The 18,694-nt window shown below is 72.8% G+C and carries 18 protein-coding genes; 10 read left to right on the top strand and 8 right to left on the bottom strand.

What is annotated here, in order from left to right; genetic code table 11:
* Window positions 1-30: 30 nt before the first annotated feature.
* The 3 genes from ACZ6C6_RS18405 to ACZ6C6_RS18395 form a co-directional block, all read right to left on the bottom strand.
* The gene (locus ACZ6C6_RS18405; RefSeq protein WP_469203910.1) at window positions 31-843 is read right to left on the bottom strand and encodes an enoyl-CoA hydratase/isomerase family protein; all 813 of its coding nucleotides are present in this window, start codon (window positions 841-843) and stop codon (window positions 31-33) included.
* Between the two features lie 76 nt (window positions 844-919).
* Window positions 920-2,101 carry an adenylate/guanylate cyclase domain-containing protein gene (locus tag ACZ6C6_RS18400; RefSeq protein WP_469203908.1) on the bottom strand — a complete coding sequence of 394 codons (1,182 nt, stop codon included), beginning with the start codon at window positions 2,099-2,101 and terminating at the stop codon, window positions 920-922.
* Window positions 2,102-2,226: 125 nt separating this feature from the next.
* A complete protein-coding gene (locus ACZ6C6_RS18395; protein ID WP_469203906.1) occupies window positions 2,227-3,090 on the bottom strand; it encodes a biotin--[acetyl-CoA-carboxylase] ligase in 864 nt (287 codons plus the stop codon).
* A gap of 133 nt (window positions 3,091-3,223) precedes the next feature.
* Here ACZ6C6_RS18395 and ACZ6C6_RS18390 point away from each other — a divergent pair, with 133 nt between their 5' ends.
* From ACZ6C6_RS18390 to ACZ6C6_RS18375, 4 genes are all read left to right on the top strand, one after another.
* Complete coding sequence (locus ACZ6C6_RS18390) at window positions 3,224-4,807, top strand: acyl-CoA carboxylase subunit beta (protein WP_469203904.1); 1,584 nt, start codon at window positions 3,224-3,226, stop codon at window positions 4,805-4,807.
* 14 nt (window positions 4,808-4,821) lie between these two features.
* Entirely contained in the window at window positions 4,822-5,028 is a 207-nt protein-coding gene (locus tag ACZ6C6_RS18385; RefSeq protein ID WP_469203902.1) for an acyl-CoA carboxylase epsilon subunit, read from the top strand.
* 77 nt (window positions 5,029-5,105) lie between these two features.
* Window positions 5,106-5,234 (top strand): morphogenic membrane protein MmpB, encoded by a 129-nt coding sequence (mmpB, locus tag ACZ6C6_RS18380; protein WP_018101029.1) that lies wholly within the window; start codon window positions 5,106-5,108, stop codon window positions 5,232-5,234.
* A gap of 77 nt (window positions 5,235-5,311) precedes the next feature.
* Window positions 5,312-5,923 (top strand): nucleoside triphosphate pyrophosphatase, encoded by a 612-nt coding sequence (locus ACZ6C6_RS18375; protein ID WP_469203900.1) that lies wholly within the window; start codon window positions 5,312-5,314, stop codon window positions 5,921-5,923.
* Between the two features lie 7 nt (window positions 5,924-5,930).
* Here the strand turns inward: ACZ6C6_RS18375 and ACZ6C6_RS18370 are convergent, their stop codons facing one another.
* Entirely contained in the window at window positions 5,931-6,398 is a 468-nt protein-coding gene (locus tag ACZ6C6_RS18370) for a hypothetical protein (protein ID WP_469203898.1), read from the bottom strand.
* A 372-nt stretch (window positions 6,399-6,770) separates the two neighbouring features.
* Here ACZ6C6_RS18370 and ACZ6C6_RS18365 point away from each other — a divergent pair, with 372 nt between their 5' ends.
* Both ACZ6C6_RS18365 and ACZ6C6_RS18360 read left to right on the top strand, forming a co-directional pair.
* Complete coding sequence (locus ACZ6C6_RS18365; protein ID WP_469203896.1) at window positions 6,771-8,525, top strand: acetyl/propionyl/methylcrotonyl-CoA carboxylase subunit alpha; 1,755 nt, start codon at window positions 6,771-6,773, stop codon at window positions 8,523-8,525.
* A 140-nt stretch (window positions 8,526-8,665) separates the two neighbouring features.
* Complete coding sequence (locus ACZ6C6_RS18360; protein WP_469203894.1) at window positions 8,666-9,262, top strand: TetR/AcrR family transcriptional regulator; 597 nt, start codon at window positions 8,666-8,668, stop codon at window positions 9,260-9,262.
* Between the two features lie 81 nt (window positions 9,263-9,343).
* Here ACZ6C6_RS18360 and ACZ6C6_RS18355 read toward each other — a convergent pair whose 3' ends face one another.
* Together ACZ6C6_RS18355 and ACZ6C6_RS18350 are read right to left on the bottom strand one after the other, a co-directional pair.
* Window positions 9,344-10,303, bottom strand: coding sequence for a DeoR/GlpR family DNA-binding transcription regulator (locus ACZ6C6_RS18355; protein ID WP_469203892.1), 960 nt, complete (start codon window positions 10,301-10,303; stop codon window positions 9,344-9,346).
* 198 nt (window positions 10,304-10,501) lie between these two features.
* Window positions 10,502-11,941, bottom strand: coding sequence for an NAD(P)H-quinone dehydrogenase (locus tag ACZ6C6_RS18350; protein ID WP_018101035.1), 1,440 nt, complete (start codon window positions 11,939-11,941; stop codon window positions 10,502-10,504).
* 261 nt (window positions 11,942-12,202) lie between these two features.
* On the opposite strand from ACZ6C6_RS18350, the gene ACZ6C6_RS18345 reads away from it, so the two are divergent.
* The 3 genes from ACZ6C6_RS18345 to ACZ6C6_RS18335 all read left to right on the top strand — a co-directional run bounded on the left by ACZ6C6_RS18345 (window position 12,203) and on the right by ACZ6C6_RS18335 (window position 15,315).
* A complete protein-coding gene (locus ACZ6C6_RS18345) occupies window positions 12,203-12,640 on the top strand; it encodes a gamma-glutamylcyclotransferase family protein (RefSeq protein WP_026171252.1) in 438 nt (145 codons plus the stop codon).
* Between the two features lie 93 nt (window positions 12,641-12,733).
* Window positions 12,734-13,558, top strand: coding sequence for a purine-nucleoside phosphorylase (locus ACZ6C6_RS18340; RefSeq protein WP_469203890.1), 825 nt, complete (start codon window positions 12,734-12,736; stop codon window positions 13,556-13,558).
* 110 nt (window positions 13,559-13,668) lie between these two features.
* Window positions 13,669-15,315: a phospho-sugar mutase gene (locus ACZ6C6_RS18335; RefSeq protein ID WP_469203888.1), complete on the top strand. Its 1,647-nt coding sequence runs from the start codon at window positions 13,669-13,671 to the stop codon at window positions 15,313-15,315.
* A gap of 37 nt (window positions 15,316-15,352) precedes the next feature.
* On the opposite strand, the gene ACZ6C6_RS18330 is transcribed toward ACZ6C6_RS18335, so the two are convergent.
* Window positions 15,353-16,768 (bottom strand): aminopeptidase P family protein, encoded by a 1,416-nt coding sequence (locus tag ACZ6C6_RS18330; RefSeq protein WP_469203886.1) that lies wholly within the window; start codon window positions 16,766-16,768, stop codon window positions 15,353-15,355.
* Between the two features lie 141 nt (window positions 16,769-16,909).
* Here ACZ6C6_RS18330 and ACZ6C6_RS18325 point away from each other — a divergent pair, with 141 nt between their 5' ends.
* Window positions 16,910-17,902 (top strand): LuxR family transcriptional regulator, encoded by a 993-nt coding sequence (locus ACZ6C6_RS18325; protein WP_469203884.1) that lies wholly within the window; start codon window positions 16,910-16,912, stop codon window positions 17,900-17,902.
* A gap of 12 nt (window positions 17,903-17,914) precedes the next feature.
* On the opposite strand, the gene ACZ6C6_RS18320 is transcribed toward ACZ6C6_RS18325, so the two are convergent.
* On the bottom strand, window positions 17,915-18,553 hold the full coding sequence (locus ACZ6C6_RS18320) for a PH domain-containing protein (protein WP_469203882.1): 639 nt from the start codon (window positions 18,551-18,553) through the stop codon (window positions 17,915-17,917).
* Window positions 18,554-18,694: the final 141 nt, after the last annotated feature.

Below are 18,694 nucleotides of genomic sequence, written 5' to 3'. Positions count from 1 at the left end.
ACCGATCCGGCCGGAAAAGGGCACCCAGGGTCACTCCCCCGGCCAGTTCGGCTTCCGCTTCTCGTTGAACGCTGCCACGCCCTCCGCCCGGTCCCCGGAGAAGGCCACCGACCGCCACGCGGAGTCCTCGACCTCAAGCCCGGCCCGCAGGTCGAGCCCGTGTCCGAGCCGCAGCGCCCGCTTGGCCGCCCGCAGCCCGACCGGTGAGTGGGCGGCGATCCGTCCGGCCAGGGCCAGCGCCTCGGCCCGGTCCTGGCCCTCCGCCACCAGCTCGTCCACCAGGCCCAGCTCCCGGGCCTCGGGGCCATGCACCCGGCGGGCGCTGAAGATCAGCTCGGCGGCGCGCGCGGCCCCGACCCGGCGGGGCAGCAGCTGGGTGCCGCCGCCGCCCGGGATGACGCCGACGGAGACCTCGGGCAGGCCCACCAGGGCGGTCGGGTCGGCGACGATCAGGTCGCAGGACAGGGCCAGCTCGAAGCCGCCGCCCAGCGCGAAGCCGTGCACGGCGGCGATCGTCGGCATCGGCAGCTCCAGCACACCGGTGTAGGCGGCGCGCGCGGTGGGCCGCTGGCGCACCAGGTCGGCGTCGGAGAAGGAGTTGCGCTCCTTGAGGTCCGCGCCCACGCAGAACGCCCGCTCATGGCTGGAAGTCAGGACGGTGACGCGTACGTCCCGGTCGGCGGCGAGCGCGTCGCAGGCGGCGGCGATCGAGCGCGCCATGTCCGTGGACACCGCGTTCATGGCCTTCGGCCGGTCGAGGACCAGCTCGGCGACGTGATCGAGGCCCTCGTGGGCCCGGACGACGACGAACTCCCCGAACCGCTGCTCGGACGTGACGGTCATGGCTGCACCCCTGTCGGTTAACGAGCGTTACCGGAGGGATCCTAGAGCTCTCCCCCGAAAGGGCGTGCGGAACAGCTCAGGAGGTACCGCGCCGGGCCAGCAGCCAGGGTTCGACCACGCCGAGGCCGCGGACCGGGCGCTGCCACATGGGCTGGAGGCCGAAGCGGTACTTCGGCACCGGGACCACCTCCGCGTCCGGGCTCTCCTTCCCGGCCCGCTCGGCCGCCGCCGCGGCCTCCTCCGCCGCCCGCGCCTCGGAGACCGGGGCGTCGCCCGTACGCGTCAGCTCCTCGGCGAACGCTCCGTCGACCAGCACCGCGTCCTTGGGCGCTATCGAGGTGAGCCGGCTGGCCAGGTTCACCGTGGTGCCGAAGACATCGCCCATCCGGGTGGTGACCGTGCCGAAGGCGATGCCGACCCGGAGCGCCGGCATCGTCTCGTCCACGGCCATCGCCTCGACCAGGCGCAGCGCGATCTCGGCGGCGGTGCCCGCGTCGTCGGCGGCGAACAGGACCTCGTCGCCGAGGGTCTTGATGAGCCGGCCGCCGTGCGCCGCGACCAGGTCGGCGCAGGTGGTCTCGAAGGACTCGACCAGCTCGCCGAGCTCCTCCTCCTCCAGACGGCGGGTGAGCCGGGTGAAGCCGACGAGGTCCGCGAAGCCCACGGCCAGGCGCCGGTCGACCATCTCGTCGTCGTCGGCCGCCTGCACGACCCGGCCCGTGGCGGCGGCGAGCTGGCGCCGCCACACGTACACCAGGAACTCCTCCAGCTCGGGCAGGAGCAGTTCGACCAGGGGGTATGTGACCTCGGTGCGGGTCATGCCGGGCTCGGGGGGCTCGGTCAGGCCCTCCAGGAAGGAGTCGATCTGCCATTCGGCCAGCCGGGCGGTGGTCTGCCCGGTCGACCGGGCGACCTGGATCGCCATCGGCTCGCTGAGCAGCCCGGCCTCCACCAGACCGGAGAGCCGCCGCAGGGCCAGCACGTCGGCCTCGGTGAGCGCCTTGGCCTGGCCGATGTCCGCGAAACCCATGGCCCGCCAGAAGCGGGAGGCCAGGTCCATGGAGACGCCGGCCGTGCGGGCCGCCTGGAACGGCGTGTAGCGGCGGTCGGCGCCCAGGATCAGCTGTTCCAGCCGGATCGCGAGGGGGTCGTCGGTCGGCTCGGCCGTGTGGTCGACTTCGTGGTGCGGTGTGGCGTGCACCGAGGGGTCCGGTGACTGCTGCGCGCCATCGCCGGAGGTCGTGTCGTCGACGGTCACCAGCCGCCTCCTGCCCGTTCCCTGCGCACTGCCCTGCCGATCTGTCCGTCGGTGGATCACCTCAACGATACGGCAGGTGTGCCCTACCTCACGTCCTCAGGGCACGAGCCCGGGGCGCTCCCGGTTCAGGTCAGGCCGCCCGCCGCGCCCCGCAGGTGCACGATGTCGCCCGCGGAGACCGGTTCCCGCAGTCCGCCGCCGGTGGCGAGGACGAGCCGGCCGTCCCCGTCGACGGCGACGGCCTCTCCGGTGAGCGTGCGGTCGCCGGGCAGTTGGGCCCGTACGGCCTTGCCGAGGGTCGCGCAGCCCGCCGCGTACGCCTCCTGCACCCCGCTCGCCGCCGCGTCGCCGTCCGCGTCGCGCCAGAGCCCGTACCAGTGCTCCAGCGAGCGCAGGACGCCCCGCAGCAGCGTTTCGCGGTCGGTGGAGACCGCGCCGGCCAGGGCGAGCGACGCGGCGGTGGGGGCGGGCAGCTCGTCGGCGCGCAGGGAGACGTTGAGGCCGATGCCGATGACGACGCCGTCGCCGGCCCGCTCGGCGAGGATGCCGCCGGTCTTGCGCTCCTCCCCCCCGACTGTGACGAGCAGGTCGTTGGGCCACTTCAGGGCCATGTCGACGCCCGCGGCGCGCGCCAGACCGGTCGCGGCGGCGACGCCGGTGAGCAGCGGCAGCCAGCCCCAGCGCTCGGCGGGCACGTTCCCGGGCGTCAGGTAGACGGAGAAGAAGAGGCCGGAACGGGCCGGGGCGGTCCAGGTGCGCTCCAGGCGCCCGCGCCCGGCGGTCTGCTCCTCGGCGACGAGGACCGTGCCCTCGCTGAGGCCCGCCGCGCGCGCGGCGAGATCCGTGTTGGTGGAGCCGGTCGACTCGACCACGTCGAGCGCGGTCCACAGCGAGCCCGGCCGCAGCAGTCCGCGGCGCAGCGCGGGGACGTTGAGGGGCGGCCGGTCCAGGTCCGACCAACGGCTCTGTGGCGCATCCGAAGGTGTCATGCAAGCCACCCTAGGTGTGTCAAAGGACGCACTGCCGAACCGTATCCGCGCCGATACGCTACGGCTCAGTAGCTGTTTGTCAGCAGATCAGCAGCCAAGTCGTCCCCGTGACCAGGCAGGGAGCCGCCACCCGATGTCCGAGCCGGAAGAGACCGACGTCCACACGACCGCGGGCAAGCTCGCGGACCTGCAGCGCCGTATCGAAGAGGCGACCCACGCCGGGTCGGCGCGCGCGGTGGAGAAGCAGCACGCGAAGGGCAAGCTGACGGCGCGCGAGCGCGTCGAGCTGCTGCTCGACGAGGGTTCCTTCGTGGAGCTCGACGAGTTCGCCCGGCACCGCTCGACCAACTTCGGCATCGAGAAGAACCGGCCGTACGGGGACGGCGTCGTCACCGGCTACGGCACGGTCGACGGCCGTCCCGTCTGCGTGTACTCGCAGGACTTCACGATCTTCGGCGGCTCGCTGGGCGAGGTCTACGGTGAGAAGATCGTCAAGGTGATGGACTTCGCGCTGAAGACCGGCTGCCCGGTCATCGGCATCAACGACGGCGGCGGAGCGCGCATCCAGGAGGGTGTCGCGGCGCTGGGGCTCTTCGCGGAGATCTTCCGGCGCAATGTGCACGCCTCGGGTGTCATCCCGCAGATCTCGCTGATCGTCGGCCCGTGCGCGGGCGGCGCGGTGTACTCCCCCGCGATCACCGACTTCACGGTGATGGTCGACCAGACCTCGCACATGTTCATCACGGGCCCGGACGTCATCAAGACGGTCACCGGTGAGGACGTCGGCTTCGAGGAGCTGGGCGGAGCCCGTACGCACAACACCACCTCGGGCGTCGCGCACCACATGGCGGGCGACGAGAAGGACGCCATCGAGTACGTCAAGTCGCTGCTGTCCTACCTCCCGTCGAACAACCTCTCGGAGGCCCCGGCCTTCCCGGAGGAGGCGGACCTGGCGGTCAGCGACGAGGACCGCGAGCTCGACACGCTCATCCCGGACTCGGCGAACCAGCCCTACGACATGCACACCGCGATCGAGCACGTGCTGGACGACGGCGAGTTCCTGGAGACCCAGGCCCTGTTCGCGCCGAACATCATCACCGGCTTCGGCCGCGTCGAGGGCTATCCCGTCGGCGTCGTCGCCAACCAGCCGATGCAGTTCGCCGGCTGTCTGGACATCAACGCCAGCGAGAAGGCCGCGCGTTTCGTCCGCACCTGCGACGCGTTCAACGTGCCGGTGCTGACCTTCGTGGACGTACCGGGCTTCCTGCCGGGCGTCGACCAGGAGTACGGCGGCATCATCCGCCGCGGCGCCAAGCTGATCTACGCGTACGCGGAGGCGACGGTCCCGCTGATCACGGTGATCACGCGCAAGGCGTTCGGCGGCGCGTACGACGTGATGGGCTCCAAGCACCTGGGCGCCGACATCAACCTCGCCTGGCCGACGGCGCAGATCGCCGTCATGGGCGCGCAGGGCGCGGTGAACATCCTGCACCGCCGCACGATCGCCGCCGCCGAGGATCAGGAGGCCACCCGCGCCGAACTGATCGCGGACTACGAGGACGCGCTCCTCAACCCGTACGTGGCGGCCGAACGCGGATACGTGGACGCGGTGATCATGCCGTCCGACACCCGGGCACACGTGGTCAGGGGCCTGCGCCAGCTCCGCACCAAGCGCGAGGCCCTGCCGCCCAAGAAGCACGGCAACATCCCCCTCTAGAAAGGGTTCTGGCCATGATCAAGGTCGTACGGGGCAACCCGACCCCGGAGGAACTGGCCGCCGCCCTCGCGGTGGTCCGGGCCCGTGCGGCGGCGGTGTCCGCCGTGCCGTCCGGCGCCCCGGAACCGCCCGCGGGCTGGTCCCACCCGAGCCGCCTGGCCCGAAGCGGCCGCCACCTGCCGGGCCCGCGCGCGTGGGCCCGTACGTACTGGCCCGCGTAACCGCTGGTGACGCGAGGGGCGGCGGTTGAGTACGCGTACTCAGGCGCCGCCCGAGGCCCGCCCCGCAGGATCAAGTCATGCTCTGGTCCGACCCCGAGAACAAGCCCCCCAAGGAACTCCGCGACGCGGAGACGATGATGCGCCGAGCGGGCCTGATCCTGGCCCTGGCGATGGTCGTCGCGATGTTCGTGCTGGGCACGCGCTGAGGCAGAATCAAGCCCCTCCGGCGATCGAGGAGCGGGGGCCCGGGGGCAGCGCCCCCGCAACGGCCCGCGTCCGTACGATGGCGCGCATGACCGCACCCCGCCGCTTCGTACTCGCCTCCGCCTCCCCGGCCCGCCTCGCCCTGCTCCGCCAAGCCGGCCTCGCCCCGGAGGTCATCGTCAGCGGCGTCGACGAGGACGCCCTCACCGCCCCCACCCCCGCGGAACTCGCCCTCGTCCTCGCCCGGGCCAAGGCGGCCGCCGTCGCCGCGCTCCCCGAGGCCGCCGGGGCCCTGGTCATCGGCTGCGACTCGGTGCTTGAGCTCGACGGACAGGCGCTCGGCAAGCCGGCCGACGCCGAGGAGGCCACGGCCCGCTGGAAGTCGATGCGCGGCCGCGCCGGCATCCTGCGGACGGGGCACAGCCTGACGGACACCACGACCGGCCGCACGGTCTCGCGGACGGCGTCCACCACGGTGCGCTTCGGGGAGCCGACGGACGCCGAGGTCGCCGCCTACGTCGCGTCCGGCGAACCGCTGCACGTGGCGGGGGCCTTCACCCTGGACGGGCGCTCGGCGCCGTTCGTGGACTCCATCGAGGGCGACCCGGGCAATGTCATCGGGCTCTCGCTGCCCCTGCTGCGCCGCCTGCTGGGCGAGCTGGGCATCCAGGTCACCGACCTCTGGGCCTGAGCCGGGATCAGGCCGGCTCGGGCTCCGGCTCGGGACCGGCCGCCTCGGGACCGGCCTTCCCGGACCCGGCGGCCGTCTCGGGACCGTACGCCACCAGGACGAGCACGATCAGGCCGAGCGTCACCATCATCCAGGCGAACGCGGCCCAGCCGACGAGTCCGACCGTCAGCGCGCCGAGTACACCGTGGACGACCGCGCAGCAGATCAGCACGATCCGCGCGACACGCCCCGGGGCCCGGTCGCGGACCCCCGCCAGCACGAGGAGCACGGCGCACAGGAGCAGGAAGACCCCGGAGACCCCGCCGAGCACCCAGGTGCCCTTGGACATCGCCTCGGGGTCCGTACCGGCGAGTGACATGTCCTGGTTCTTCACGACCGTGCCCAGGACCACGTTGACGACCACGACGCCCACGGCTTCCACGGCCAGCACGAGCGCGGCCAAGAAGGCGACCAGCCTGCGCACCACGACACTCACCCCCTGTTACCAGCAGTACGTGCAATAGCGCGGACCCTACTAACGAGTAATGGCCACGACAAGAGCCATGCGCAACCCCGACCCGCCCCCACTCCTCCGGGTCTTCGTGGGTCGGGCAAAGAATTCCCCACCCCTTAGTGGGAACTCCACAAAGAATCACGGTAAGTCGCTGCCCGTGCCGATAGAGACCTGGGCCACACCTGGTCGCTACTGTGCGGTTTCAGAACCCGGCGTACCGTGGTGGCACAAGGGATTTCGCGACTCGAGCACGCCTCGAATCACACTCCGTGTGGGCAAGCTCACCATTGGGGACGGGTCGTAGGACCGTGTCGGTAGTCCCTAAACTCAGCTTGTTTCAAGGAGGGAGCCATCGTGCGCAAGGTGCTCATCGCCAACCGTGGCGAAATCGCTGTTCGTGTTGCCCGGGCCTGCCGGGACGCGGGTATCGGCAGCGTGGCCGTCTACGCCGATCCGGATCGTGACGCTCTGCACGTCCGTGCGGCCGACGAGGCATTCGCTCTGGGCGGTGACACCCCGGCGGCCAGCTACCTGGACATCGCCAAGGTGCTCCAGGCTGCCAAGGACTCCGGGGCGGACGCGATCCACCCGGGTTACGGCTTCCTCTCGGAGAACGCCGAGTTCGCCCAGGCCGTGCTGGACGCCGGTCTGACGTGGATCGGCCCGCCGCCGCACGCGATCCGGGACCTCGGTGACAAGGTCGCCGCCCGCCACATCGCGCAGCGCGCCGGTGCCCCGCTGGTCGCGGGCACCCCGGACCCGGTCTCGGGTTCCGCGGAGGTCGTCGCCTTCGCCGAGGAGCACGGCCTGCCGATCGCGATCAAGGCCGCGTTCGGCGGCGGCGGCCGCGGCCTGAAGGTCGCGCGCACGCTGGAGGAGATCCCGGAGCTGTACGACTCCGCCGTCCGTGAGGCGGTCGCCGCGTTCGGGCGCGGGGAGTGCTTCGTGGAGCGCTACCTCGACAAGCCGCGCCACGTGGAGACCCAGTGCCTGGCCGACACCCACGGCAACGTGGTCGTCGTCTCGACGCGTGACTGCTCGCTCCAGCGCCGCCACCAGAAGCTCGTGGAGGAGGCCCCGGCCCCCTTCCTGTCCGACGCGCAGAACGCCGAGCTGTACGCGGCGTCCAAGGCGATCCTCAAGGAGGCCGGCTACGTCGGCGCCGGCACGGTCGAGTTCCTGGTCGGCATGGACGGCACGATCTCCTTCCTGGAGGTCAACACGCGCCTTCAGGTGGAGCACCCGGTGACCGAGGAGGTCTCCGGCATCGACCTGGTCCGCGAGATGTTCCGGATCGCCGACGGCGAGGAGCTGGGTTACGACGACCCCGCCTCGCGCGGTCACTCCTTCGAGTTCCGGATCAACGGCGAGGACCCGGGCCGGGGCTTCCTGCCGGCTCCCGGCACGGTGACCAAGTTCGAGGCGCCGAGCGGTCCCGGCGTCCGCCTGGACGCGGGCGTGGAGTCCGGCTCGGTCATCGGCCCCGCCTGGGACTCGCTGCTGGCCAAGCTCATCGTGACCGGTGCGACGCGTGAGCAGGCGCTCCAGCGTGCGGCGCGTGCCCTGGCGGAGTTCAACGTCGAGGGCATGGCAACCGCCATCCCGTTCCACCGCGCGGTCGTGACGGACCCGGCGTTCACCGCCGACCCGTTCCGCGTCCACACCCGCTGGATCGAGACGGAGTTCGTCAACGAGATCAAGCCGTTCGCCGCGCCCGCCGAGGTGGAGGCCGACGACGAGTCCGGCCGCGAGACGGTGGTCGTGGAGGTCGGCGGCAAGCGCCTGGAGGTCTCGCTGCCCTCCTCGCTCGGCATGAGCCTGGCCCGTACCGGCCTCGCGGCCGGCGCCAAGCCCAAGCGCCGCGCGGCGAAGAAGTCCGGCTCGGCCGTCTCCGGCGACACCCTCGCCTCCCCGATGCAGGGCACGATCGTGAAGATCGCCGTGGAGGAGGGCCAGGAGGTCAAGGAGGGCGACCTGATCGTCGTCCTGGAGGCCATGAAGATGGAGCAGCCGCTGAACGCGCACCGCTCCGGCACGGTCAAGGGCCTGGCCGCCGAGGTCGGCAGCTCGATCTCCTCGGGCGCCGCCATCTGCGAGATCAAGGACTGACCCGCGTCTTCCCCGCCGGTGCCCCGGTCATGTCCTCGGACGTGACCGGGGCACCGGTGCGTTCGGGGAACGGCGCCCGCCCGCACGATGGCATCCTGGAGACCGGGGAGACAGGCCGGGAAGACTGGAGGGACCGCACCATGGCGACGAGCCAGGCAGGGGCACCGGCCCGGCCCATGCGTGCCGACGCGCGCCGCAACTACGGCCGGCTGCTGGCGGAGGCCCGTACCGCCTTCGCGGAACACGGCACCGACGCGTCCCTGGAGGACATCGCCCGGCGCGCGGGGGTGGGCATCGGCACGCTGTACCGCCACTTCCCGACCCGGCACGCCCTGATGAGCGCGGTCTTCCAGGAGGCGGTGGCCTCCCTGATCGCCCGCTCCCGCGAACTGGCCGGCGCGGAGCGGCCGTGCGCCGCGCTGGTGGACTGGCTGGGCGCGATCGTCACCCACGCCGGGGAGTACCGCGGCCTGGCCCAGGCCCTCATGTCGACGTGCCACGACGAGAGTTCGGCCCTGGCCCGCTGCAACACCCCGCTGCGCGAGGCGGGCTCGACGCTGCTGGCCCGGGCCCAGTCGTCGGGGGCGGTCCGCCCGGACGTCTCGATAGACGACCTGATGCAACTGACGAACGCCATCGCCCTGGCGGCGGAACAGTCCCCGGACGACCCGGAACTGGCGAACCGCCTGCTGAAACTGACGCTACGAGGGCTGCATCCGAGCCCCTCCGGCGACTGAGGAGCGGGGGAAAGGGGCCACGCCCCGAATCAAGCCCCTCCGGCGATTGAGGAGTGGGGGTCCGGGGGCAGCGCCCCCGGGCTACCGCCGCCGCAGGTCCGCCACCCGCGCCCGGTCCCGCTCCCGGTCACCGACCCCCGGCTCCCCGAGCGCCCGCAACGGCTGCCCCTGCGTACGCCGCTGCCCGGGCAAGGGCATCTCGCGCCTGGCGGGCCGCCCGCCCCCCGCCCCCGGGTCCGCGGCGGCGGAGGACGCCCCCCCGCCCCCCGCGACAGCGATGCGCACGCCCTGATCCGCCAGCGCCTGCAACTCGGCGGCGGACCGGTCGTCGTGCGCGGCGGGCTCGTCCGTCACCAGATGGGTGATGAGATCCGTCGGCACGGTCTGGAACATCGTGTCGGAACCGAGCTTCGTGTGGTCCGCGAGGACCACCACCTCCGCCGCGGCCTGCACCAGCGCCCGGTCCACGCTCGCGGAGAGCATGTTGGACGTGGAGAGCCCGCGCTCGGCGGTGAGCCCGCTCCCGGACAGGAACGCCCGGGAGACCCGCAGCCCCTGGAGGGACTGCTCGGCCCCGCTGCCCACGAGGGCGTAGTTGGAGCCGCGGAGGGTGCCCCCGGTCATCACCACCTCCACCCGGTTGGCATGGGCCAGCGCCTGGGCGACGAGCAGGGAGTTGGTGACGACGGTCAGGCCGGGGACGCGCGCGAGCCTGCGGGCCAGCTCCTGCGTGGTCGTACCGGCACCGACGACGATGGCCTCGCCCTCTTCGACGAGGCCGGCGGCCAGGTCGGCGATGGCCGTTTTCTCCGCGGTGGCGAGATGGGATTTCTGCGGAAAGCCGGACTCCCGCGTAAAACCGCCCGGCAAGACCGCACCGCCGTGCCGGCGGTCGAGGAGTCCTTCTGCCTCCAGTGCCCGCACGTCCCGCCGTACGGTCACTTCGGAGGTCTGGACGACGCGGGCGAGCTCACGGAGCGATACCGCCCCGTTGGCGCGCACCATTTCGAGGATCAACTGACGACGTTCTGCAGCGAACACGAAACTGACAGTAACGTGACCGCGCGAGACTTTTCAGCAGTTTGCGCCGAATAGCAGAAGTTGTACATACGGGCGGTCACCAAGTGGTATAGGAGGCCGCCTTGTTGTCGTCTCCTGATCGCACGGCGGGTGCGGACCGCCCGACTTGGCGGGAGTTGCCGGGGATTGCCGGGCTCCGGCCCGGCGCCCCCGGCCCCGTCACGCCCCGCCCGTGCGCTTACGGCTGTGCAACTGGCGGGCCACTTCGGCGATCGATCCCGACAGGGACGGGTACACAGTGAAGGTGTTTGCGATCTGGTCGACCGTCAGATTGTTGTCGACCGCGATCGAGATGGGGTGGATCAGCTCGCTCGCCCGGGGGGCGACGACACAGCCGCCGACCACGATGCCGGTGCCGGGGCGGCAGAAGATCTTGACGAAGCCGTCCCGGATGCCCTGCATCTTCGCGCGCGGGTTGCGCAGCAGCGGCAGCTTGACGACCAGCGCCTCGATCTTGCCCGCGTCGACGTCCGCCTGGGTGTAGCCGACGGTGGCGATCTCCGGGTCGGTAAAGACGTTCGAGGAGACCGTCTTGAGGTCCAGCGGGGCCACCGCGTCGCCCAGGAAGTGGTACATCGCGATGCGGCCCTGCATGGCGGCGACGGAGGCGAGCGCGAAGATGCCGGTGACGTCGCCGGCCGCGTAGACGCCGGGCGCGCTGGTACGGGAGACCTTGTCGGTCCAGATGTGTCCGGAGTCCTTCAGCCGGACGCCGGCCTCCTCCAGGCCCATGCCCGCGGTGTTGGGGATGGCACCGACGGCCATCAGGCAGTGCGTGCCGGAGATGACCCGGCCGTCGGCGAGGGTCACCTCGACCCGGTCGCCGACGCGCTTGGCGGACTGGGCGCGGGAGCGGGCCATGACGTTCATGCCGCGCCGCCGGAACACGTCCTCCAGGACGGCCGCCGCGTCGGGGTCCTCGCCGGGGAGCACCCGGTCGCGGGACGAGACGAGGGTGACGCGCGAGCCGAGGGCCTGGTAGGCGCCGGCGAACTCGGCGCCGGTGACACCGGAACCGACGACGATGAGCTCCTGCGGCAGCTCGTCGAGGTCGTAGACCTGGGTCCAGTTCAGGATGCGCTCGCCGTCCGGCTGCGCGTCCGGGATCTCGCGGGGGTGCCCGCCGGTCGCTATCAGCACGGCGTCCGCGGTGAGCGTCTCCTCCGTGCCGTCGGCGGCCGTGACGACGACCTGGCGGGAGCCGTCGGCGGCCTGAAGGCCCTCCAGGCGGCCGCGGCCGCGCATGACGCGGGCGCCGGCGCGGGTGACGGAGGCGGTGATGTCGTGGGACTGGGCGAGCGCCAGGCGCTTGACGCGGCGGTTGACCTTCCCCAGATCGACGCCGACGACGCGCGCCGCCTGCTCTATGTGCGGGGTGTCGTCGGCGACGATGATGCCCAGCTCCTCGTACGAGGAGTCGAAGGTGGTCATCACCTCGGCCGTCGCGATCAGGGTCTTCGAGGGCACGCAGTCGGTGAGGACGGACGCGCCGCCGAGGCCGTCGCAGTCCACGACGGTCACCTCCGCGCCGAGCTGGGCGCCCACCAGTGCCGCCTCGTACCCGCCGGGTCCGCCGCCGATGATCACGATCCGGGTCACGAAAAGTCCGCCTCGCGTTTCTCGTCCCGCGGCCGTCTGCTGCCCCGGCCGGGGGTCCGGGGGATCGCCCCGGGGGAATGCAGTACGTACTTCATTGTCCCGCACGCGCCAAGGTGCTTCTCCCCGGGGCCCTCCATACGTGCGCCGGAGCGCACGGCGCGCGCACGCGGCGGACGCGTCCGCCGCGTTCCCGCCTCCCCCCGGGGGTCGTTCCTCACAGGAACCGGCATGCCCGCCGCCACCTCCCGTACCCTCGATCCCATGTCGCTCTACGCCGCGTACGCCGGCAACCTCGACGCGCGGCTGATGACGCGCCGCGCCCCGCACTCACCGCTGCGCGGCACCGGCTGGCTGAACGGCTGGCGGCTGACCTTCGGCGGGGAGCAGATGGGCTGGGAGGGCGCGCTGGCCACCGTGGTGGAGGCGCCCCGCTCGCAGGTGTTCGTCGCCCTGTACGACCTGGCCCCCATGGACGAGGACTCCATGGACCGCTGGGAGGGCGTCGGCCTCGACATCTACCGCCGCATGCGGATCCGGGTGCACACCCTGGACGGCGAGGAGCCGGCCTGGATCTATGTGCTGAACGGTTACGAGGGCGGCCTGCCGTCCGCCCGCTATCTGGGCGAGATCGCGGACGCGGCCGAATCGGCGGGCGCCCCGCACGACTACGTGATGGAACTGCGCAAGCGCCCCTGCTGACCGGCGCGCTTGTCGGAACACACGAACGAATCCGGCAAGACTCTGTACAGGGGCATCTACGCGCGTAGGGATTCAGCGGTTACGCTCGTCCGCGTGAACGCATCACTTATTCCGGACCACATCCAGGGCGACCCGTACGCCGCCGCCGCCGACGCCGCCGCCCGCCTGCGCGAGCTGACCGGTGCCGAGACTCACGACGTCGCCCTCGTGATGGGCTCCGGCTGGGCGCCGGCCGCTGCCGCGCTCGGCGTTCCGGCGGCCGAGTTCCCGGTGACGGCCCTGCCCGGCTTCCCGGCGCCCGCCGTCGAGGGCCACGGCGGAACGATCCGCTCGCACGTGATCGGCGAGAAGCGGGCCCTGGTGTTCCTGGGCCGCACGCACTACTACGAGGGCCGCGGCGTCGCCGCCGTGGCGCACGGGGTCCGCACCGCGGTCGCCGCCGGGTGCCGGACGGTCGTCCTGACGAACGGCTGCGGCGGCCTGCGTGAGGGCATGCGCCCCGGCCAGCCGGTCCTGATCAGCGACCACATCAACCTGACGGCGGCGTCGCCGATCGTCGGCGCGAACTTCGTGGACCTCACCGACCTGTACTCGCCGCGTCTGCGCGCGCTGTGCAAGGAGGTGGACGAGACGCTCGAAGAGGGCGTGTACGTGCAGTTCCCCGGCCCGCACTACGAGACCCCGGCCGAGATCAACATGGTCCGCGTCATGGGCGGCGACCTGGTCGGCATGTCCACGGTCCTGGAGGCGATCGCCGCCCGGGAGGCGGGTGCCGAGGTGCTGGGCCTGTCCCTGGTGACGAACCTGGCGGCTGGGCTGAGCGGGGAGCCGCTGAACCATGAGGAGGTCCTTCAGGCGGGGCGGGATTCCGCGACGCGGATGGGGTCCCTGCTGGCGCGGGTGCTGGACCGGATCTGAGGTTGTCCCGGGGCGCCGCCCCCGGACCCCCGCTCCTCGATCGCCGGAGGGGCTCACCGGTATCCCCGCCGCAGGCGCAACGCACCCGCACCGCACACGAAAGGCTCCCCGTGACGACACCCCCGGACCTCCTCGCCCGCGCCAGCGCCTGGCTGGCGGAGGACCCCGACCCCGACACCCGCGATGAGCTCGCCGAGCTCATCGCCGCCGAGGACACCCCCGAGCTCACCGCCCGCTTCGCGGGCACCCTCCAGTTCGGCACCGCCGGGCTGAGGGGCGAACTCGGCGCGGGCCCGATGCGCATGAACCGCTCCGTGGTCATCCGCGCCGCCGCCGGGCTCGCCGCGTACCTGAAGGACCAGGGGCGGGCCGGGGGTCTCGTCGTCATCGGCTACGACGCCCGCTACAAGTCCGCCGACTTCGCCCGGGACACCGCCGCCGTGATGACCGGCGCCGGGCTGCGCGCCGCCGTGCTCCCCCGCCCGCTGCCGACGCCCGTCCTCGCGTACGCCATACGGCACCTGGGAGCCGTCGCCGGGGTCGAGGTCACCGCCAGCCACAACCCGCCCCGCGACAACGGCTACAAGGTCTACCTCGGCGACGGCTCGCAGATCGTGCCGCCCGCCGACGGCGAGATCGCCGCGGCCATCGAGGCGGTCGGCCCGCTGGACACCGTGCCCCGCCCGGAGAACGGCTGGGAGACCCTGGGCGACGAGGTCCTGGACGCCTACCTGGCCCGTACGGACGCCGTGCTCGACGCGGGCTCGCCGCGCACCGCCCGCACCGTGTACACCGCGATGCACGGCGTCGGCACCTCGGTGCTCACCGCCGCGTTCGACCGGGCCGGCTTCCCGGCCCCGGTGCTCGTCGCGGAGCAGGCCGAGCCGGACCCCGCGTTCCCCACCGTGGCCTTCCCCAATCCGGAGGAGCCCGGCGCGATGGACCTCGCGTTCACCACCGCGCGCCGCGTGAACCCGGATCTGGTGATCGCCAACGACCCGGACGCGGACCGCTGCGCCGTCGCCGTGCCGGACCCGGCGGCGGACGGCGGCTGGCGGATGCTGCGGGGCGACGAGACGGGCGCGCTGCTCGCCGCGCACCTGGTGCGCCGGGGCGCAACCGGCGTGTTCGCGGAGTCGATCGTCTCGTCGTCGCTGCTGGGCCGGATCGCGGAGAAGGCGGGCCTGGGCTACGAGGAGACCCTGACGGGCTTCAAGTGGATCGCCCGGGTCGAGGGGCTGCGTTACGGGTACGAGGAGGCGCTCGGCTACTGCGTGGACCCGGAGGGCGTCCGCGACAAGGACGGCATCACGGCCGCGCTGCTCGTCGCCGAGCTCGCCTCCGTACTCAAGGAGCAGGGGCGTACGCTCCTGGACCTGCTGGACGACCTCGCGCTCGAACACGGGCTGCACGCGACCGACCAGCTCTCGGCGCGGGTCGAGGACCTTTCCGTCATCGCGGACGCGATGCGCCGCCTGCGCGAGCGCCCGCCCGCCGCCCTGGCGGGGCTGCCCGTGACCTCGGCCGAGGACCTGTCACGGGGCACGGACCGGCTGCCGCCGACCGACGGGCTGCGGTACACGCTCGACGGCGCCCGGGTGATCGTCCGCCCGAGCGGCACCGAGCCGAAGCTCAAGTGCTACCTGGAGGTCGTCGTGCCGGTGGCCTCCGCCGACGCGCTGCCGGCCGCCCGTGCCCGGGCCGCGGAGCTGCTGGCCGGCATCAAGCGCGACCTGGCGGCAGCGGCGGGCATCTGAGACGGGGCGGCCGGGGCCCGGCCCGGCCGCCCTCCGCTCAGCCCGCCACCCGCGCCATCCACGCCTCGACCTCGTCCGCCGAGCGCGGCAGCCCGGCCGACAGGTTCTCGTGGCCGGAGTCCGTCACGACGAGGTCGTCCTCGATGCGGACGCCGATGCCGCGCCACTCCTCCGGGACCGTCAGGTCGTCCGGCTGGAAGTACAGCCCGGGCTCGACGGTCAGCACCATGCCCGGCTCCAGCACCCCGTCGACGTACGCCTCGCTGCGCGCCCGGGCGCAGTCGTGGACGTCCAGGCCGAGCATGTGACCGGTGCCCGCCATCGTGAAGCGGCGCTGGAGGCCGAGTGCGTACGCCCGCTCGGCCGGGCCCTCGATGAAGCCCCACTCCACGAGCCGGGCGGCGAGAAGGCGCTGCGCGGCCTCGTGGAAGTCCCGGTAGTGGGCGCCCGGCTTGACCGCGGCCATGCCCGCCTCCTGCGCCTCGTACACCGCGTCGTACACCTTCCGCTGGAGCGGTGTGAACGTGCCGCTGACGGGAAGGGTGCGCGTGACGTCGGCGGTGTAGAGGGTGCGGGTCTCGACGCCCGCGTCGAACAGGAGCAGGTCGCCGGGGCGCACGGGCCCGTCGTTGTCCCCCCAGTGCATGATCGTGGCGTGGTCGCCGGCGGCGCAGATGGAGCCGTAGCCGACGTCGTTGCCCTCCAGCCGGGCGCGGCGGAAGAACGTGCCCTCGATCCACCGCTCCGAGGTCGCGACGGCCCCCGAGAGGTCGGCGATCACGTCGGTGAAGCCGCGCACGGTCGAGTCGACGGCCTTGCGCAGCTCGCCGATCTCCCACGCGTCCTTGACGAGGCGGAGGTCGCTCAGCGCCTCCTCCAGCTCCGCGTCGCGCTCCTCGTCGGTGACGACCGCTCGCTCCAGGGCCGGATCGATGCCCCGGACGATCCGGGTCGGCACCCGGCCCCCGGCTCCGGCCAGCGCCTCGGCCGCCGTGCGGACGTCGCGGCAGGGCAGTCCGAGGACGCGGGCGGACTCGGCGAGCGTGCGGCGCCGCCCGGTCCACAGCTCGGCCGTGGCCCCGATCCAGAACTCGTCGTTGTCCCGGGTGTCGCGCGGCAGCTGGAAGCAGTAGGCGTCGTGGCCGCCGTCCGCCCGGGGTTCCAGGACGAGGGCACCGTCGCGGGCCTGGTCGCCGGTCATGTGGACGTAGCCGGAGTAGGGCCGGAAGGGGTAGTCGTCGTCGTTCGACCGGGTTTTGAGGTTCCCGGAGGGAATGACGAGGCGCTCGCCGGGGAAGCGCGCGGAGAGCCGGGCGCGCCGGGCGGCGGCATGCGGGGCCTGCTCGTCGGGTACGAGGTCGTGCCGTTCGGTGTCCGCCCATCCGGTCCTCATCAGGGCGGAGAGTTCCTCGGAGATCTCCGTGTAGAGCCCGTTCTTCCGGCCTTTCGCCACGTCATGCTCCCTCTGTGGACGTGTTGGACCGCCGGGTCCTCACCGACGGCACCCGGAAGCTACCGCCGTCACGGGCGTGCGGGTGCGCGGCTGTGCCAGTGGCACCGATCGGCCACCGCCGCGCCTCTTCCCCGGCGGACAATGCCGTACATGACGAACGCGAAGCTGGCCGGGGCCCTTCGGCTCCTCGGGGTGGGCGAGGCGGCGGCCCGGGTCTATCAGGCGCTGCTCGACCTGGCGCCCGCGCCGTTGGCCGCGATCGGCCGGGCGGCCGGTCTGGACGCCCCCGCGCTGTCGGCGGCGTACGGGGAACTGGCCGACGCGGGGCTGGTCGGCGGCGCGGGCACCGGCGCGGACGTGGTCGCCCCGGTCCCGCCGGGCGACGGTCTGGAGATCCTGGTCAGGCAGCGGGCGAGTGAGGTCGAGGAGTCCCGGATCGCGGTCGGGGGCGCGTTCGAGTCGTTCCGGCGGCAGCGGCTCGCCGCGTACGACGACCATCTGGTCGAGTCCGTGACCGGGGACGCGGTCGGGCCGAGGATGCGCCGGGCGTGGGCGAGCGCGCGGGAGCAGATCCGGCAGCTGGAGTCGCCGCCCTACGTGCCGCAGCCCGGGGCGACGGAGGACGCGCTGGCCACGCTCGCGCGCGGGGTGACGCAGCGCGTCGTGTATTCGCGGGAGTCGCTGGAGCACCCCGGGCATCTGAAGGACGTCATCGAGCCGTGCGTACGGGCCGGGGAGCAGGCCCGTGTGGCGCCCGCGGTGCCGGTGAAGCTGGTGATCATCGACGACGCGTCGGCGCTGGTGTCGCTGTCGATCCGGGAGGCGGACGTGCACAACACCATGCTGGTCGTGCGGCCGTGCGGCCTGCTGTCGGCGCTCATCGCGCTGTTCGAGCAGTACTGGCAGAGCGCGCTGCCGTTCAGCGGCCGGACCACGCGCCCGGGCGGGCTGGCGCCCGCGGACCGGCGGCTGCTGTGGCTGCTGGCGGGCGGCACGAGCGACGAGGTGATCGCGCGCGAGCTGGGCGTCAGCCGCCGCACGCTGTTCCGCCGCCTCCAGGTCCTGATGGCCAGGCTGGGCGCCGCGAACCGCTTCCAGCTGGCGTTGCAGGCGCAGCGCCAGGGCTGGCTGTGAGCGCCCGGGAGGTCAGCCGGTCGCGCCCAGGACCACGAGCAGCACCGCGCCGAGGGCGGCCGGGGCGATGACCTCGTACGCCCAGCGCACCGAGGCGGCGGGGGCGTCGGCCGCGGGCTTGTCGCCGGCGCGCTCGGACAGCTCGCGCAGGTCCGCGACGGCCTGGTCGGCGGCCGCCGTGCGGGCCTTGGTGTTGCGTACGTCGGCGATCGTGGACGTACGCCGGTAGGGGTCGTCCACCGCCTGCCGGGACTGCTGGCGGGCGGCCTTCTTGCGCTGCCGCAGCGATACGGGAACGGCCCAGAGCTGGAACTTCGTACCGTCGTGCGTGAGGAGTTCGCTCGAATACCCGGCCCGTACGTCGGCGACGTCGCTCCACGGGAGGGTGATCGTGCGGAACGGGTTGCGGATGCGGATGCGCCGCTCGTTCGCGGCGACCACGGGGCGCAGCGTGAAGGCGACGATCAGGGGCGCGGCGGTCAGCATCCCGGCAAGCGCCATCCACGGCACCCGGCCGTCGCCCCGGAACACGGCGTCGCCGCCGATCCCGCAGACGAGCACGAGAAGCAGGACGCCGCCGGCCAGCCCGGCGGGCGACCGGAAGGTCCGGTCGGCGTAGGTGGGCTCGTCGGCAGGCGTGGGGCTCGTCATGAGCCCGATTGTGCCTGACGCGCCCGCGAGGCGCGGTGGCGGCCGACGCACGGGCGCGGAGGCCGTGGGACGCGCGGACGGCCCGCACGGCATCTCCGGGGTCCCTGTACAGGTCGCTACGCGCGTAGATATGCTCATGTG

This window comes from Streptomyces sp. NPDC041814 (assembly GCF_055590565.1).
Note: the sequence above shows the minus strand (reverse complement) of the source record. Positions and strands in the feature narration are given on the sequence as shown.

What these genes read in the sequence shown, in the direction of transcription:
- ACZ6C6_RS18345 (WP_026171252.1), top strand. Translation starts at nt 12,203, where the DNA reads ATGTCGCTCTACGCCGCGTACGCCGGCAACCTCGACGCGCGGCTGATG.
- ACZ6C6_RS18385 (WP_469203902.1), top strand. Translation starts at nt 4,822, where the DNA reads ATGATCAAGGTCGTACGGGGCAACCCGACCCCGGAGGAACTGGCCGCC.
- ACZ6C6_RS18360 (WP_469203894.1), top strand. Translation starts at nt 8,666, where the DNA reads ATGGCGACGAGCCAGGCAGGGGCACCGGCCCGGCCCATGCGTGCCGAC.
- ACZ6C6_RS18375 (WP_469203900.1), top strand. Translation starts at nt 5,312, where the DNA reads ATGGCGCGCATGACCGCACCCCGCCGCTTCGTACTCGCCTCCGCCTCC.
- mmpB (WP_018101029.1), top strand. Translation starts at nt 5,106, where the DNA reads ATGCTCTGGTCCGACCCCGAGAACAAGCCCCCCAAGGAACTCCGCGAC.
- ACZ6C6_RS18320 (WP_469203882.1), bottom strand. Translation starts at nt 18,553, where the DNA reads ATGACGAGCCCCACGCCTGCCGACGAGCCCACCTACGCCGACCGGACC.
- ACZ6C6_RS18325 (WP_469203884.1), top strand. Translation starts at nt 16,910, where the DNA reads ATGCCGTACATGACGAACGCGAAGCTGGCCGGGGCCCTTCGGCTCCTC.
- ACZ6C6_RS18405 (WP_469203910.1), bottom strand. Translation starts at nt 843, where the DNA reads ATGACCGTCACGTCCGAGCAGCGGTTCGGGGAGTTCGTCGTCGTCCGG.
- ACZ6C6_RS18390 (WP_469203904.1), top strand. Translation starts at nt 3,224, where the DNA reads ATGTCCGAGCCGGAAGAGACCGACGTCCACACGACCGCGGGCAAGCTC.
- ACZ6C6_RS18395 (WP_469203906.1), bottom strand. Translation starts at nt 3,090, where the DNA reads ATGACACCTTCGGATGCGCCACAGAGCCGTTGGTCGGACCTGGACCGG.